This window comes from Paenibacillus sp. DS2015, from assembly GCF_050433705.1.
In the GTDB taxonomy this organism is placed as follows: Bacteria; Bacillota; Bacilli; order Paenibacillales; family Paenibacillaceae; genus Paenibacillus_AQ.
This window is the reverse complement of sequence record NZ_JBNPWS010000031.1, coordinates 16,340-30,701: the sequence shown is the minus strand read 5'-3', so window position 1 is coordinate 30,701 and position 14,362 is coordinate 16,340. Positions and strand designations below refer to the sequence as shown.

General features: G+C 42.6%; 13 protein-coding genes and 1 other annotated feature. All 13 genes read right to left on the bottom strand.

Going from position 1 to position 14,362, the window contains the following annotated elements; all coding sequences use genetic code 11:
• Positions 1-104: 104 nt before the first annotated feature.
• The 13 genes from rpoC to rlmB all read right to left on the bottom strand — a co-directional run bounded on the left by rpoC (position 105) and on the right by rlmB (position 14,336).
• Positions 105-3,713: a DNA-directed RNA polymerase subunit beta' gene (rpoC, locus tag J2T13_RS20935; protein WP_429374304.1), complete on the bottom strand. Its 3,609-nt coding sequence runs from the start codon at positions 3,711-3,713 to the stop codon at positions 105-107.
• Positions 3,714-3,798: 85 nt separating this feature from the next.
• The gene (gene rpoB / locus J2T13_RS20930) at positions 3,799-7,344 is read right to left on the bottom strand and encodes a DNA-directed RNA polymerase subunit beta (protein WP_429374303.1); all 3,546 of its coding nucleotides are present in this window, start codon (positions 7,342-7,344) and stop codon (positions 3,799-3,801) included.
• Between the two features lie 353 nt (positions 7,345-7,697).
• Complete coding sequence (locus J2T13_RS20925) at positions 7,698-8,297, bottom strand: class I SAM-dependent methyltransferase (protein WP_429374302.1); 600 nt, start codon at positions 8,295-8,297, stop codon at positions 7,698-7,700.
• 148 nt (positions 8,298-8,445) lie between these two features.
• A complete protein-coding gene (rplL, locus tag J2T13_RS20920) occupies positions 8,446-8,805 on the bottom strand; it encodes a 50S ribosomal protein L7/L12 (protein WP_429374301.1) in 360 nt (119 codons plus the stop codon).
• Between the two features lie 66 nt (positions 8,806-8,871).
• Positions 8,872-9,375 carry a 50S ribosomal protein L10 gene (gene rplJ / locus J2T13_RS20915; RefSeq protein WP_429374300.1) on the bottom strand — a complete coding sequence of 168 codons (504 nt, stop codon included), beginning with the start codon at positions 9,373-9,375 and terminating at the stop codon, positions 8,872-8,874.
• A gap of 59 nt (positions 9,376-9,434) precedes the next feature.
• Positions 9,435-9,591, bottom strand: a sequence feature (ribosomal protein L10 leader region).
• 72 nt (positions 9,592-9,663) lie between these two features.
• Entirely contained in the window at positions 9,664-10,356 is a 693-nt protein-coding gene (rplA, locus tag J2T13_RS20910; protein WP_429374299.1) for a 50S ribosomal protein L1, read from the bottom strand.
• An 88-nt stretch (positions 10,357-10,444) separates the two neighbouring features.
• Positions 10,445-10,870, bottom strand: coding sequence for a 50S ribosomal protein L11 (gene rplK / locus J2T13_RS20905; protein ID WP_429374298.1), 426 nt, complete (start codon positions 10,868-10,870; stop codon positions 10,445-10,447).
• Positions 10,871-10,940: 70 nt separating this feature from the next.
• Positions 10,941-11,474 (bottom strand): transcription termination/antitermination protein NusG, encoded by a 534-nt coding sequence (nusG, locus tag J2T13_RS20900; protein ID WP_429374297.1) that lies wholly within the window; start codon positions 11,472-11,474, stop codon positions 10,941-10,943.
• A gap of 22 nt (positions 11,475-11,496) precedes the next feature.
• Positions 11,497-11,688: a preprotein translocase subunit SecE gene (gene secE, locus J2T13_RS20895; protein ID WP_429374296.1), complete on the bottom strand. Its 192-nt coding sequence runs from the start codon at positions 11,686-11,688 to the stop codon at positions 11,497-11,499.
• A 19-nt stretch (positions 11,689-11,707) separates the two neighbouring features.
• Complete coding sequence (rpmG, locus tag J2T13_RS20890) at positions 11,708-11,857, bottom strand: 50S ribosomal protein L33 (RefSeq protein ID WP_076577037.1); 150 nt, start codon at positions 11,855-11,857, stop codon at positions 11,708-11,710.
• Between the two features lie 399 nt (positions 11,858-12,256).
• On the bottom strand, positions 12,257-12,901 hold the full coding sequence (sigH, locus tag J2T13_RS20885) for an RNA polymerase sporulation sigma factor SigH (protein ID WP_429374295.1): 645 nt from the start codon (positions 12,899-12,901) through the stop codon (positions 12,257-12,259).
• Positions 12,902-13,061: 160 nt separating this feature from the next.
• Complete coding sequence (locus J2T13_RS20880) at positions 13,062-13,583, bottom strand: NYN domain-containing protein (protein ID WP_429374294.1); 522 nt, start codon at positions 13,581-13,583, stop codon at positions 13,062-13,064.
• A 6-nt stretch (positions 13,584-13,589) separates the two neighbouring features.
• Positions 13,590-14,336, bottom strand: a complete 747-nt coding sequence (rlmB, locus tag J2T13_RS20875) for a 23S rRNA (guanosine(2251)-2'-O)-methyltransferase RlmB (protein ID WP_429374293.1) — start codon at positions 14,334-14,336, stop codon at positions 13,590-13,592.
• Positions 14,337-14,362: the final 26 nt, after the last annotated feature.

Here is a 14,362-nt window from a genome sequence, read left to right as displayed (position 1 = left end):
ACCACTAGCTAATGATGTCAAGAAGTTTATTGAAATTATACATTGATAATAGAGTGCCTGTGGAACTATTCACACAAGTTGAACAGTTCCACAGCCAGTTCTAATTATTCTACAGTGACTGTTTCCATGGCATCTGTAGTCTTCAATTCCGGATCAGCATAAGTTACACTGCGGTAACGATTCATACCCGTACCTGCCGGAATCAATTTCCCGATGATAACATTTTCTTTCAGTCCTAACAATTTATCAACTTTTCCTTTGATCGCAGCATCGGTCAACACGCGAGTAGTCTCTTGGAATGATGCAGCTGACAAGAAGGAGTCAGTTTCAAGAGAGGCTTTTGTGATCCCTAGCAGCACTGGTTTTGCAACCGCTGGTTCTTTACCAGAAAGAATAGCCACTTTATTAGCTGCTTCATATTCATGAATATCCGAGAATGCACCTGGTAGAAGCGTAGTTTCTCCTGCATCAACAATTCGGATTTTACGAAGCATTTGCTTAATCATAACTTCAACGTGCTTATCGTTAATTTCTACACCTTGGTTCCGGTATACACGTTGTACTTCTTGTAGAATATAGTTCTGCACTCCACGAATCCCTTTGATACGCAGAATTTCTTTTGGATCAATTGAACCGTCGGTAAGCTCGTCACCAGCTTCAATTTCTTGGCCTTCGCTAACGCGTAGACGTGAACCATAAGTAACAGAGTAAGATTTAGTCTCGGCTTCGCCTTGAATTTCAATCTCACGACGATCTTTTGTTTCACGAATTTCTTTAACGACACCATCAATTTCACTAATTGTAGCTTGACCTTTTGGATTCCGAGCTTCGAAAAGCTCTTGAATACGTGGCAAACCTTGTGTGATATCATCCCCTGCAACGCCCCCGGTATGGAACGTACGCATCGTCAACTGTGTTCCTGGCTCACCAATGGATTGTGCTGCAATAATACCTACTGCTTCACCAATTTCCACGTGTTTACCTGTTGCTAGATTTCGTCCATAACACATTTTACATACGCCATGACGAGCTCTACAGCTGAGTACAGAACGAATTTGTAATTTTTCAACTCCAGCTGCGACAATTGCACTCGCTTTGTCGGAGTCAATCAATTCATTACGATTCACAATAACAGCGCCTGTCTCTGGATGACGAACGGTTTCGAAGCAATAACGACCTTCAATCCGGTCATATAGATCCTCAATAACCTCTTTACCATCCTGAATCTTCGCAACTGAGAATCCTTTATCTGTACCACAATCATCTTCACGAACAATGACATCTTGTGCCACGTCAACTAGACGACGAGTAAGATAGCCGGAATCGGCTGTACGTAGTGCTGTATCGGCCAAACCTTTACGCGCTCCGTGAGTGGATAGGAAGTACTCGAGCACTGTCAGACCTTCACGGAAGTTCGATTTGATTGGAAGTTCGATAATACGTCCTGATGGGTTGGCCATCAGACCACGCATACCGCCCAATTGGGTGATTTGCGATTTATTACCACGAGCCTTGGAATCAACCATGAGCATGATGTTGTTAAAGCGATCCATCGATTTCATGAGTACTTCTGTAATTTCATCCTTCGTTTTAGACCAGATATCAATAACACGGTCATAACGTTCTTCATTGGTAATAAGACCCCGACGGTATTGAGTCGTAACGACATCAACTTTAGCATCCGATGCATGTAGAATTTCATCTTTTTCTACCGGTACAATAACGTCAGATACTGAGACAGTTATACCTGCACGCGTAGAATAAGTGAATCCTAACTGCTTAATCTTATCCAAGATCATGGATGTTTCAGTCGTGTGATAAGTCTCAAAACAACGGGCAATGATATGGCCTAAATAATCTTTACCCACACCACCGGCAATTGGCAGACTGTCTATAATAGCACGAATGTCTGCACCTTTTTCATATACGAAGTACTCGTCAGGAGTCCCTTCAAACAGGTTCTTCCGTGTAGCTTCATTAATATATGGGAAAGTGCTTGGGAATATTTCGTTAAAGATAATTTTCCCAACAGTTGTGATTAAGAATGCATTTTGTTGTGCATCTGTAAAGTTCGTTTTACCAAGCGCTTTGGCAGGTATTGCTACACGTGCATGTAGTCCCGCAACTCCACGTTGATAAGCAGATAATGCTTCGTTTACAGTACGCAGAATCATACCCGAACCTTTTTCTTCTTTGTTGTCCATCGTAAGATAGAACGTTCCAAGTACCATATCCTGTGACGGCGTAACAACGGGCTTACCATCTTTAGGGTTCAAGATGTTACCTGATGCCAACATTAGAATACGTGCTTCCGCTTGCGCTTCAGCAGATAGTGGAACGTGGACAGCCATTTGGTCACCATCGAAGTCAGCGTTATATGCTGTACATACGAGTGGGTGAAGGCGAATAGCATGACCTTCAACAAGAATCGGTTCAAAAGCTTGAATACCCAAACGGTGAAGCGTCGGTGCGCGGTTAAGAAGTACTGGGTGTTCTTTAATTACTTCTTCAAGTACATCCCAAACCTCTGGACTTACACGTTCAACTTTACGTTTAGCACTCTTGATGTTATGAGCGAGTCCCTTGTTAACAAGTTCCTTCATAACAAATGGTTTGAACAATTCTAGTGCCATTTTTTTAGGCAGACCACATTGATACATTTTGAGGTAAGGTCCAACTACTATTACCGAACGGCCAGAGTAGTCAACACGTTTACCTAGTAAGTTCTGACGAAAACGACCTTGTTTACCTTTTAGCATATGACTAAGAGATTTCAAAGGACGGTTACCAGGACCCGTTACTGGGCGACCACGACGACCATTATCGATTAATGCATCTACCGCTTCTTGAAGCATCCGTTTCTCGTTCTGTACGATAATATCAGGTGCGCCAAGATCAAGTAGACGTTTCAAGCGATTATTCCGGTTGATAACGCGGCGGTACAAATCGTTCAAGTCAGACGTTGCGAAACGTCCACCATCCAATTGCACCATCGGACGAAGCTCAGGAGGAATAACAGGTAAAACGTCCATAACCATCCACTCCGGTTTGTTACCGGAATTACGGAATGCCTCAATGACTTCAAGACGTTTAATCGCCCGATTACGACGTTGACCTTGTGCCGTACGTAGTTCCTCTTTTAGGAATACTAGCTCTTTTTCAACATCGATATCTTGTAAAAGCTTTTTAACGGCTTCAGCACCCATCCCAGCTTGGAATCCATAACCATATTTTTCACGATAGCTACGGTATTCTTTCTCCGAAAGAAGTTGTTTTTTCTCAAGTGGTGTTTCACCAGGATCTGTTACCACATATGATGCAAAGTAGATAATCTCTTCGAGCGATCTAGGAGACATATCCAGTGCAAGTCCCATACGGCTTGGAATCCCTTTGAAATACCAGATGTGAGATACTGGAGCAGCCAGTTCAATATGGCCCATACGTTCACGGCGAACTTTAGCTCGTGTGACTTCAACGCCACAACGGTCACATACTACGCCTTTATAACGGACACGCTTATATTTACCACAATGGCATTCCCAATCTTTTGTCGGACCAAAGATTTTCTCGCAGAACAGGCCTTCTTTTTCCGGCTTCAATGTACGATAGTTAATTGTTTCCGGTTTTTTAACTTCTCCGCGGGACCATGAACGAATCTTCTCAGGTGAAGCGAGTCCGATTTTCATGTATTCAAAATTGTTAACGTCCAACAAGGAGCAACCCTCCTTAACCTATTCCTAGATTATTTGATACGTGAGTAGGGCAGTTAGGCAAGCCCAACTGCCAATCACGATCTCTTTATTCTACTCCGACTTCCGCGCCTTCAATGTTGAGACTCAGCTTATCGCCTGCCGCCTCGTCTTCGTCATCGAGTTCTTTCATCTCGATTTCTTGTTCGTCACCACTGAGGATCTTAACATCCAGTCCTAAAGATTGAAGTTCTTTAATAAGAACCTTGAACGATTCTGGAACTCCAGGTTCCGGAACATTCTCACCCTTGACGATAGATTCATAAGTTTTCACCCGACCTACTACATCATCGGACTTAACCGTTAAGATTTCTTGTAGTGTATAAGCAGCACCATAAGCCTCTAGCGCCCAAACTTCCATTTCCCCGAAACGCTGACCACCAAATTGAGCTTTACCACCCAATGGTTGTTGCGTAACAAGTGAGTAAGGACCCGTAGAACGAGCATGGATCTTATCATCAACCATGTGAGCCAACTTAATCATGTGCATAACACCGACTGTGACTTCGCGTTCGAACAAATCGCCCGTACGACCATCGTACAATCTAGTCTTACCATTACGCTGCATGCCGGACTCTTCCATCGTATCGAATACATCATTCTCGTTAGCTCCGTCAAATACTGGCGTTGCTACGTGAATTCCTAGTCGCATAGCGGCCATACCCAAGTGAACCTCAAGTATCTGACCGATATTCATCCGGGATGGTACCCCCAGTGGATTCAGTACAACCTGTACTGGCGTTCCATCTGGAAGGAAAGGCATATCTTCTTCTGGTAAAATACGAGCAACGACACCCTTGTTACCGTGACGTCCTGCCATCTTGTCACCTTCGGAGATTTTACGTTTCTGCGCAATGTAAACACGCACCATTTGATTCACACCAGGAGGTAGTTCATCACCATTCTCACGGGTAAATACTTTCACATCAACGATAATACCGTCACTACCGTGTGGAACACGTAGTGATGTATCACGAACTTCACGAGCTTTCTCACCAAAGATTGCATGTAGAAGGCGCTCTTCAGCAGTCAATTCTGTTACACCCTTCGGAGTAACTTTACCTACCAAGATGTCACCAGCACTAATCTCAGCACCGATCCGAATAATACCTCGTTCATCTAAGTTCCGAAGTGCATCTTCACCAACATTAGGAATGTCGCGAGTAATCTCTTCAGGTCCTAGCTTCGTATCACGAGCTTCCGACTCATATTCTTCAATATGAATTGAAGTGTATACATCTTCCTTGACCATCTTCTCACTTAGAAGGATGGCATCCTCATAGTTGTAACCTTCCCAAGTCATGAAAGCAACGACAACGTTACGTCCAAGAGCAAGTTCACCCATCTCAGTTGAAGGTCCATCAGCTAGGATGTCACCAATCTTCACAGCGTCGCCTATATTAACGATAGGACGTTGGTTAATACAAGTCCCCTGATTCGAACGCATAAATTTGTGTAATTTATGTTTAATGACGTCGCCCTTCACTTCTTTGCCATCTACAAGTTCAATACGACGAACCCAGATTTCATTAGCAGAAGAACGCTCAACAATACCGTCATGTTTGGACACAATACATACACCAGAGTCTTTAGCAGACTTGTGTTCCATACCTGTACCAACCAATGGAGCCTTAGGAATCAAAAGCGGCACGGCTTGGCGTTGCATGTTCGATCCCATTAGCGCACGGTTGGAGTCATCATTCTCTAGGAATGGAATCAAAGCAGTCGCAACCGACACAACTTGTTTCGGAGAAACGTCCATGTAATCTACACGATCACTTGGCATTGAAAGAATGTTATCTGCTTGCTTGTTGTAACGAACAATAACGATATCATCTTCAAACTTACTATCAGCTGTTAGCGTAGCGTTTGCTTGAGCAACAACATAGTTATCTTCTTCGTCAGCAGTCAGATAATCAATCTGTTCCGTAACAATCCCAGTCTTAGGATCAACCCAACGATATGGAGCTTCAATAAAGCCGTATTCGTTCACACGGGCAAAGGTTGACAAGGAGTTAATCAAACCAATGTTCGGACCTTCTGGTGTCTCGATCGGACACATCCGGCCATAATGACTTGGATGGACGTCACGTACTTCGAAACCAGCGCGTTCCCGTGTTAGACCACCAGGTCCCAGAGCAGACAAACGACGTTTATGCGTCAATTCACCCAATGGGTTGGTTTGGTCCATAAATTGCGACAATTGTGAACTTCCAAAGAATTCTTTGATAGATGCTATAACTGGACGAATGTTAATCAACGCTTGAGGCGTAATTACATTCGCATCTTGGATGGACATTCTCTCACGAACGACACGTTCCATTCTAGAAAGACCGATGCGGAATTGGTTCTGAAGCAATTCACCAACAGAACGCAAACGACGGTTACCCAAGTGGTCAATATCATCTGTATTCCCTACGCCATGTAGGAGGTCTATGAAATAGCTGATCGATGAAATAATATCAGCCGGTGTAATATTCTTAACTGATTTATCAATGTTCGCATTAGCAATCACTTTGATAACTTTGCCTTCTTCTATAGGAGAAAAGACTTCAATACTTTGCAGCGGAATATCATCGGCATCAAGTGCACCGTTCGCTACATGATATGTTTTGAGTCCAACACCATTCTCCAAATGAGGCATCAATTCATCTAGTAAACGACGATCTACCATTTGTCCTGATTCAGCCAGAATTTCTCCTGTAGCTGGATCAACTAGAGATTGAGCTAACCGTTGATTGAAAAGACGATTCTTAATGTGTAGTTTTTTATTAATCTTGTAACGTCCTACATTCGCAAGATCATAACGCTTAGGATCAAAGAAACGTGCTACTAATAGACTCTTAGCATTGTCTAGTGTAGGTGGTTCACCCGGACGAAGACGTTCATAGATCTCTATAAGCGCTTTTTCCGTTGAATCCGTATTGTCTTTGTCCAACGTATTACGGATGTACTCATCATTACCAAGCAAATCCAAGATTTCAGCATCTGTGCCAAAACCAAGGGAACGAAGTAACACGGTTACAGGTATTTTACGGGTACGGTCAATCCGGACATACATGATATCCTTAGCATCCGTCTCCAACTCAAGCCATGCGCCACGGTTAGGAATAACAGTTGCTGTGTAATTCTTTTTACCGTTTTTGTCGATTTTTGTACTGAAATAGACGCTAGGAGAGCGAACCAACTGGCTGACAATTACCCGTTCTGCACCGTTGATTATGAACGTACCGGTGTCCGTCATCAGTGGGAAGTCTCCCATGAAAACTTCCTGTTCCTTGACTTCACCAGTTTCTTTGTTGATGAGTCTCACCTTAACCCTAAGTGGAGCTGCATACGTCACGTCACGCTCTTTAGCGTCGTCAACCGTATATTTAGGCTCACTAAGGCTGTAGTCTATAAACTCCAGCACCAAATTACCCGTGAAATCCTGAATTGGTGAAATATCATGAAACATTTCGCGCAATCCTTCCTCCAAAAACCAATCATATGATTTTTGTTGGATTTCGATCAGGTTCGGAATTTCGAGTACTTCGTTAATTCTTGCATAACTCCGCCGAGTGCGTCGACCATACTGAACAAGATGTCCTGCCAACTTAAACTCACCCCTCATGTCTACTCACTTTAAAAATACATTGCGAACCTCTGTTTGGACACTTATAATAGAACCCAAGAGGACGCTCCTACGAATAAAGAAAAAAACTCTTCCCCGAATTCTTTCGAACAAAGAGCACTCTATCCGCAGTCTTACCTTTCATCCATAGGACTTCGTTATCCTTAGATACGCTTCAAATCCTCATAAGGTATATACTTATATGAGCTATGAGATCTTCTCAATAAGACCCTTGACATTTGAGCAAACTAAAGACAACAAGCCTATCCTAATACTGACATTTCATAATAGTATCACATACACAAATTCAAGTCAATAGTCATTTTGCGGATTATTCATATTTTTGTAGCCTTAAATATGTGATATCCCTTATCCTTCGTTATTTCTTCGACTACCTGAAATAAACTTTGAAGTTTAGCCTTAGCCGACGGAGCACCCTGCTTCTTCTGAATGACCACCCACAGTGCTCCTCCAATATGAAGATGTTCATAGGCTAATGCAAAAATAGAATGAACTGTTTCTTTACCCGCTCTGATAGGAGGGTTCGTTACAATGACATCGAAACTTTTCCCTTCCACAGATGCAAATAGATCACTCTCTAGGATAGACACATTTGTAATTCCATTTAACTGTGCATTCTCCTTGGCAAGTGCAACAGCACGGCTATTCACATCTAACATTGTCACATGTCCATCCTCTACCATTCTTGCTGCTGCAAGGCCAATTGGACCATAACCACAACCAACATCAAGCACCGCTGATCCGCTGGGCATATCCATGGCTTCAATCATTACCTTACTACCATAATCGACACCATTCTTTGAAAACACACCCGCATCACTTATAAAACGATAGTTATGACCTTTTAGATTTTCTTCAATCATTTTGCGGTTATGCTGTGACTCCGGTTGGTTGGAATAATAATGCTGTGGCATCCTTCTCCTCCGAATCTTTAGTTCTCATTCTATTTTTTCCAAATAACAGTATTTTAGACACATACTAATCAAAAACAAACCCCTTGAACAGAATTCAAGGGGTTTGTTCTATTAGATGTAAATCTAATTAAAAGAAGGTGAGAAGGAATTACTTCACTTCTACAGATGCGCCTGCTTCTTCTAATTTAGCTTTAACAGTATCAGCTTCTTCTTTAGATACTTTTTCTTTCAAAGCTTTTGGAGCGTTGTCTACTAGGTCTTTTGCTTCTTTCAAACCTAGACCAGTGATTTCGCGAACCGCTTTGATAACGTTGATCTTGGAAGCGCCAGCGCCTGTCAAGATTACGTCAAATTCGGATTGCTCTTCTGCTTCAACTGCAGCAGCACCTGCAGCAGCTACTGGAGCTGCAGCTGTTACGCCGAATTCATCTTCGATTGCTTTTACAAGATCGTTCAATTCCAATACAGTCATACCTTTAATAGCTTCCAAAATTTGTTCGTTACTCATGGTTGAACCTCCAATTTTATATTTAAATTATTTAGTCCTACATTAAACTTTAGAAGATTCCAGCACTTACGCGCTTTGTTCTTCTTTTTCAGCAACAGCTTTAACAGCAAGCGCGAAGTTCCGCACAGGTGCTTGCAATACGCTGAGTAGCATGGAAAGAAGTCCATCGCGAGAAGGAAGTTCTGCCAGTGCTTTAATTTCGTCTACGCCAATCACTTTGCCTTCAACCACTGCACCTTTTAATTTCAATGCATCATTCTTCTTAGCGAAATCGTTAAGAATTTTGGCTGGTGCCACAACATCTTCTCCACCGAAAGCTACAGCAGTTGGTCCTGTTAATACAGCATCCAATTCTGTAAGCCCGGTAGCAGCAGTTGCGCGGCGTAGCAAGGAGTTCTTCAGAACTTGAAATTCAATCCCAGCTTCACGAAGCTGCTTACGCAGTTCAGTTGCTTGGGCAACGTTCAATCCACGGTAATCCGCAATAACGGTCGTTACACTTCCTTGAAACTTTGCCGTTACGACATCAACTGCTTCTTGTTTAGCTTGAATTACTTTTGCATTTGCCAATCTATACACCTCCTGATAGTTTACTATACAGCATCATGATAGATGCTGAACCATTCTACATAGGCAAGTAAAAAGCCTCCGTAGAATTACGAAGGCCTGATGAATCATCATTTGCAAGGACTTTCGTCCAACAACTACTGACGTTCTATCACAACACCTCGGTAGGATATTAAGCCATATGGCTCCTACTGTCTACGGTAAGCATATTCAACTTTGGGTTAGTTCAAATTCACTCACAACAACTTTTACATATTAACAAATAATATTAACAAAGTCAATATTACTATATTATTTGTAAGAAGCAGTGCTCACGTGTGCACTTGGGCCCATCGTGGAAGAGATCGCAATCCCTTTCAGATATACACCTTTAGCAGATGATGGCTTAGCACGGTTTAACGCTTCAAGTAAAGATTTAAGGTTCTCATTCAATTGTTCTGAAGTGAACGATACTTTACCAATTGGCGCATGAATTTGACCAGCTTTGTCGAGACGGTATTCAATCTTACCGGCTTTAATTTCTTGAACAGCCTTAGTAACATCAAATGTAACTGTGCCAGCTTTAGGGTTAGGCATTAAACCTTTACCACCAAGCAGACGACCCAGCTTACCAACCTCGCTCATCATATCAGGTGTCGCTACGCAGACATCGAAATCGAACCAACCTTGTTGAATTTTGTTGATCATATCAGCATCACCAACAAAATCTGCACCAGCCGCTTCCGCTTCTTTCGCTTTGTCACCCTTTGCAAATACCAATACGCGTTGTGTTTTACCTGTGCCGTGAGGCAAGACAACAACACCACGAACGGCTTGGTCTTGTTTACGTGGGTCTACGCCCAAACGAACTGCTGCTTCAACAGTTTCATCAAACTTAGCAGTCGCTACCTTTTTCACCAGTTCAACGGCTTCTGAAGGCTCATATACTGTTTCACTATTAATTAGCTTCGCAGCTTCTTGATATTTCTTACCATGTTTAGCCATGAGTTTGTTCCTCCTTTGTGGTGTTAGCGGAAATTCCTCCCACAATATAACGATCTTCATCAGACCTTTGTTGTATTAGAACGAGATACTAATCTACGATCGTAATACCCATACTACGAGCAGTACCTTCAACCATACGCATTGCAGCTTCAACAGTTGCAGCATTTAGATCAGGCATTTTTTGTTCAGCGATTTGACGAACAGCTTCACGTTTAAGTGTAGCCACTTTCTTCTTGTTAGGTTCGCCTGAACCCTTCTCAACCTTAGCAGCTACACGAAGTAAAACTGCAGCCGGTGGAGTTTTGGTGATGAACGTAAAAGAACGGTCTTCAAACACCGAAATTTCAACCGGAATGATCAAACCTGCTTGATCAGCTGTACGAGCATTGAACTCTTTACAGAATGCCATAATGTTGACACCTGCTTGACCCAACGCTGGACCTACCGGTGGTGCTGGATTCGCTTTACCTGCAGGAATCTGCAGTTTTACCATCTTGATAACCTTTTTAGCCATGTAAAACACCTCCTTGCATCAATAGTGGTAAACGGACAATAGTGCCCTCCCACAAGAAACTAGAAGATAATTAAATCTTCTCCACTTGAGTAAAATCTAACTCTACTGGGGTTTCCCGTCCAAACATGTCAACATGAACCTTAATCTTGCTCTTGTCGACCAAAATTTCTTCCACGGAGCCCACGAAATTTGCAAAAGGTCCGACTTTAATTCTGACGGATTCCTTAAGTTCGAATTCAATATGCGGCTTAGGTTCATTCATGCCCATGTGTTTGAGAATCTGTTCCATTTCCTCTGGAAGCAGAGCAGTGGGTTTAGAACCTGAACCTGTTGAACCGACAAAACCTGTTACTCCCGGTGTGTTGCGAACAACATACCAAGAATCGTCAGTCTGAATCATTTCGACAATGACATATCCTGGGTAAACTTTACGCATGACGATTTTTTTCTTACCGTCTTTGTTTACCACTTCTTCTTCCATCGGAACAAGAACGCGGAATATCTTGTCTTCCATGCCCATGGACTCAACGCGTTTTTCCAAATTAGCCTTGACCTTATTCTCATACCCGGAATAGGTATGAACGACATACCACATTTTCTCCATATCAAGCCACCTGGGACCCTTCTTAAATAATCGCTTCGATCACGTAGGAAATACCGATGTCTAGTACCCAAAAATAAATTGTGACGACTGCAATGGTGCCAAGAACGATGAGAGTATAATTCGTCAGTTCTTTACGATTGGGCCAGCGAACTTTTTTGAGTTCACCCCAGCTTTCAGAGAAAAAGGAAAAAAGAGACTTGAAGCTGCGTTTCACGCCGACACCTCCCAATATGCTATCTGGTTTCGCGATGAGGAGTTTGCACGTTACAATACTTGCAAAACTTCTTCATCTCCATGCGGTCGGGGTTATTCCGCTTGTTCTTCGTCGTTGCGTAGTTTCTTTGCTTGCAATTTGTACAAGCCAAAGTGATAATTACCCGCATGATGTTGCACCTCCCGTAGACGCCTTTTGTACAAAGACTCTATATTGGTCCCAAAATAGAAACGTTTAGACCTTCATTGCTGAAAGGAAAAAGCCGTTTCTGCGAGATGAATAAGAAAGACTGCAAGAAAATTTCCGCTTCCTCATCCATTAAAAAACACGCGAAATTAGGCCTACCTGAACCACTTTATCACATGGTGCCATACCATGTCAATGAAAGAATGAAGGCAACGGGGCTACACACAAACCTCTTTTATCAGTCTTCTCAATCCCTTTTTTACTCTCAAATAACTGCTTGCAATCATTTACCAGTATGGTTCATTCTTGCAAAGACTAAACCTTCTTATTTCACGAGTGAAAAAAAGACTCGGTTTACGAGTCTTTCAGTATCAGCGTCTGTTTAGTTGTCTCTTACTTCTAGATATCTCTCCAACTTACGTTTCACACGTTGTAGAGCGTTGTCGATTGACTTAACATGCCGTTTAAGATCGACTGCAATTTCCTGATAAGAACGACCGTCCAAATACAACATGAGGACCTTTCGTTCTAAATCACTTAAAATTTCCGCCATCTTGTCTTCTAATCCTATAAACTCTTCTTGATTGATAATCAATTCTTCGGGATCACATATCTGTGAGCCACAAATAACATCGAGTAAAGTGCGGTCGGAATCTTCATCATAAATGGGCTTGTCCAAAGATATATAAGAATTCAGAGGAATATGCTTCTGCCTTGTCGCCGTCTTAATTGCCGTAATAATCTGTCTAGTAATACACAGCTCAGCGAAAGCTTTAAACGACGATTGCTTGTCTCCTCTAAAATCCCGTATCGATTTATATAAACCGATCATTCCTTCTTGAACAATATCTTCACGATCAGCACCGATTAAAAAATAAGACCTAGCCTTGGCGCGCACAAAGTTCCGGTATTTGTTGATTAAGAACTCTAACGCCTCGCTCTCTCCTAAACGGAAAGCCTCGACGATGTCTTCATCACTCAGGCATGCATATTCAGAAAACATTAAATCCTTGAGGTCAACACTCACCAAGAATCCCCCCGGCTGCAACGCAAGGTACACCGTTACTCTGTGAAATATAGGCTAAGTATATATTATGTAACCTAGACCGTCAACCACCTGATACCTAAATAGAACGATGACTAACATAAATGTCAACAGCTTCAATTTGGTAAGCCATCCGTTTAGCTCACTCACGACGCCAACGTTCAAATAATTTACGCTGTTCAGCGCTTAATTTAGCATCCAACGTATTGAGGTTCGATTTACTATTGTCTCTCTCAATTTGTTTCTGAATTTCACGATCACTATTCTCGACGTCAATAAGCAGCTCCCTAGCTGAAATTCGGAGTGCACCTTTAGCAAAAGTGACATGCTGTTCGATGAAATCACTTGTAGCCACATAGATCTGACGACGTTTTCTACTTAGTTCGCCTACTAAGCGCTCTATCGTTTCATCTGCTGTTTCTTTTTCCTTAGTGAAATATACTTGTAATTTGCTCTGAGAGAATGATTTACCGAGTCCAGGAACTCGATAAGCATCAAAGACAACGATCACACGCATTCCAGTAAAAGCCTGATAGTCTGACAATCGTTCAAGCAATCTGTCCCTTGCTCCTTGCATATTATTCAGCGCTAATTCCGCAAGCTCGGGCCAGCCCCCGATCATGTTATAAGCGTCTACAAGAAGCACATCCCGCAAATCAGCCATACATATCTACCCTTCGAGGCGTCGACGGCGCAGCACTTCGTACATCACTACACCTGCTGCAACGGAGGCATTTAGCGAATTAATCTTACCTTCCATAGGCAACTTGATCAACACATCGCACTTTTCACGAATTAATCGGCCCATCCCTTTCCCTTCGTTACCTATAACCAAGGCAACAGGACCATTAAATACTTGTGTATCGTAGATCTCCTGAACAGCATCTACATCTGTACCTACTACCCACACACCCAATTCTTTTAACTGATCAATCGTTTGACCTAGATTAGTCACTTGAGCCACGGGTACATATTCAACGGCTCCGGCAGACGTTTTGGAAACCGTTGCTGTAACTTGCGCAGAACGACGCTTTGGAATGATAACACCATGAGCCCCTGTGCAGTCTGCCGTACGAAGAATTGAGCCTAGATTATGTGGATCTTCTATTTCATCCAATAGAATTAGAAAAGGGTGCTCTCCCTTTTGCTCGGCTATAGCTATTATCTCCTCCACCTCAGCGTAAGTGTAAGGCGCTACTTGAGCAACCACTCCTTGATGCTGCACATCGGGCACAAGTTGATCCAACTTGCGTTTGTCCACGTGCTGGATGACAACTCCCCGTTTCTTAGCCTCTGCAACGATGGGAAGTGTTAAATGTTTCTGTGCATTCTCATATATCCATATTTTATTAATACTTCGTCCTGAACGAAGCGCCTCTGTAACTGAATGTTTACCCGCAATCATTTCTTCTTCCATGTCAATCCTCCTGAGTATATCTGAAT

Bases quoted from the DNA above. Each gene is read 5' to 3' on its own strand.
- rlmB (WP_429374293.1), bottom strand. From the start codon at position 14,336: ATGGAAGAAGAAATGATTGCGGGTAAACATTCAGTTACAGAGGCGCTT.
- rplK (WP_429374298.1), bottom strand. From the start codon at position 10,870: ATGGCTAAAAAGGTTATCAAGATGGTAAAACTGCAGATTCCTGCAGGT.
- rpmG (WP_076577037.1), bottom strand. From the start codon at position 11,857: ATGCGGGTAATTATCACTTTGGCTTGTACAAATTGCAAGCAAAGAAAC.
- rplL (WP_429374301.1), bottom strand. From the start codon at position 8,805: ATGAGTAACGAACAAATTTTGGAAGCTATTAAAGGTATGACTGTATTG.
- J2T13_RS20925 (WP_429374302.1), bottom strand. From the start codon at position 8,297: ATGCCACAGCATTATTATTCCAACCAACCGGAGTCACAGCATAACCGC.
- rplA (WP_429374299.1), bottom strand. From the start codon at position 10,356: ATGGCTAAACATGGTAAGAAATATCAAGAAGCTGCGAAGCTAATTAAT.
- nusG (WP_429374297.1), bottom strand. From the start codon at position 11,474: ATGGAGAAAATGTGGTATGTCGTTCATACCTATTCCGGGTATGAGAAT.
- J2T13_RS20880 (WP_429374294.1), bottom strand. From the start codon at position 13,583: ATGGCTGATTTGCGGGATGTGCTTCTTGTAGACGCTTATAACATGATC.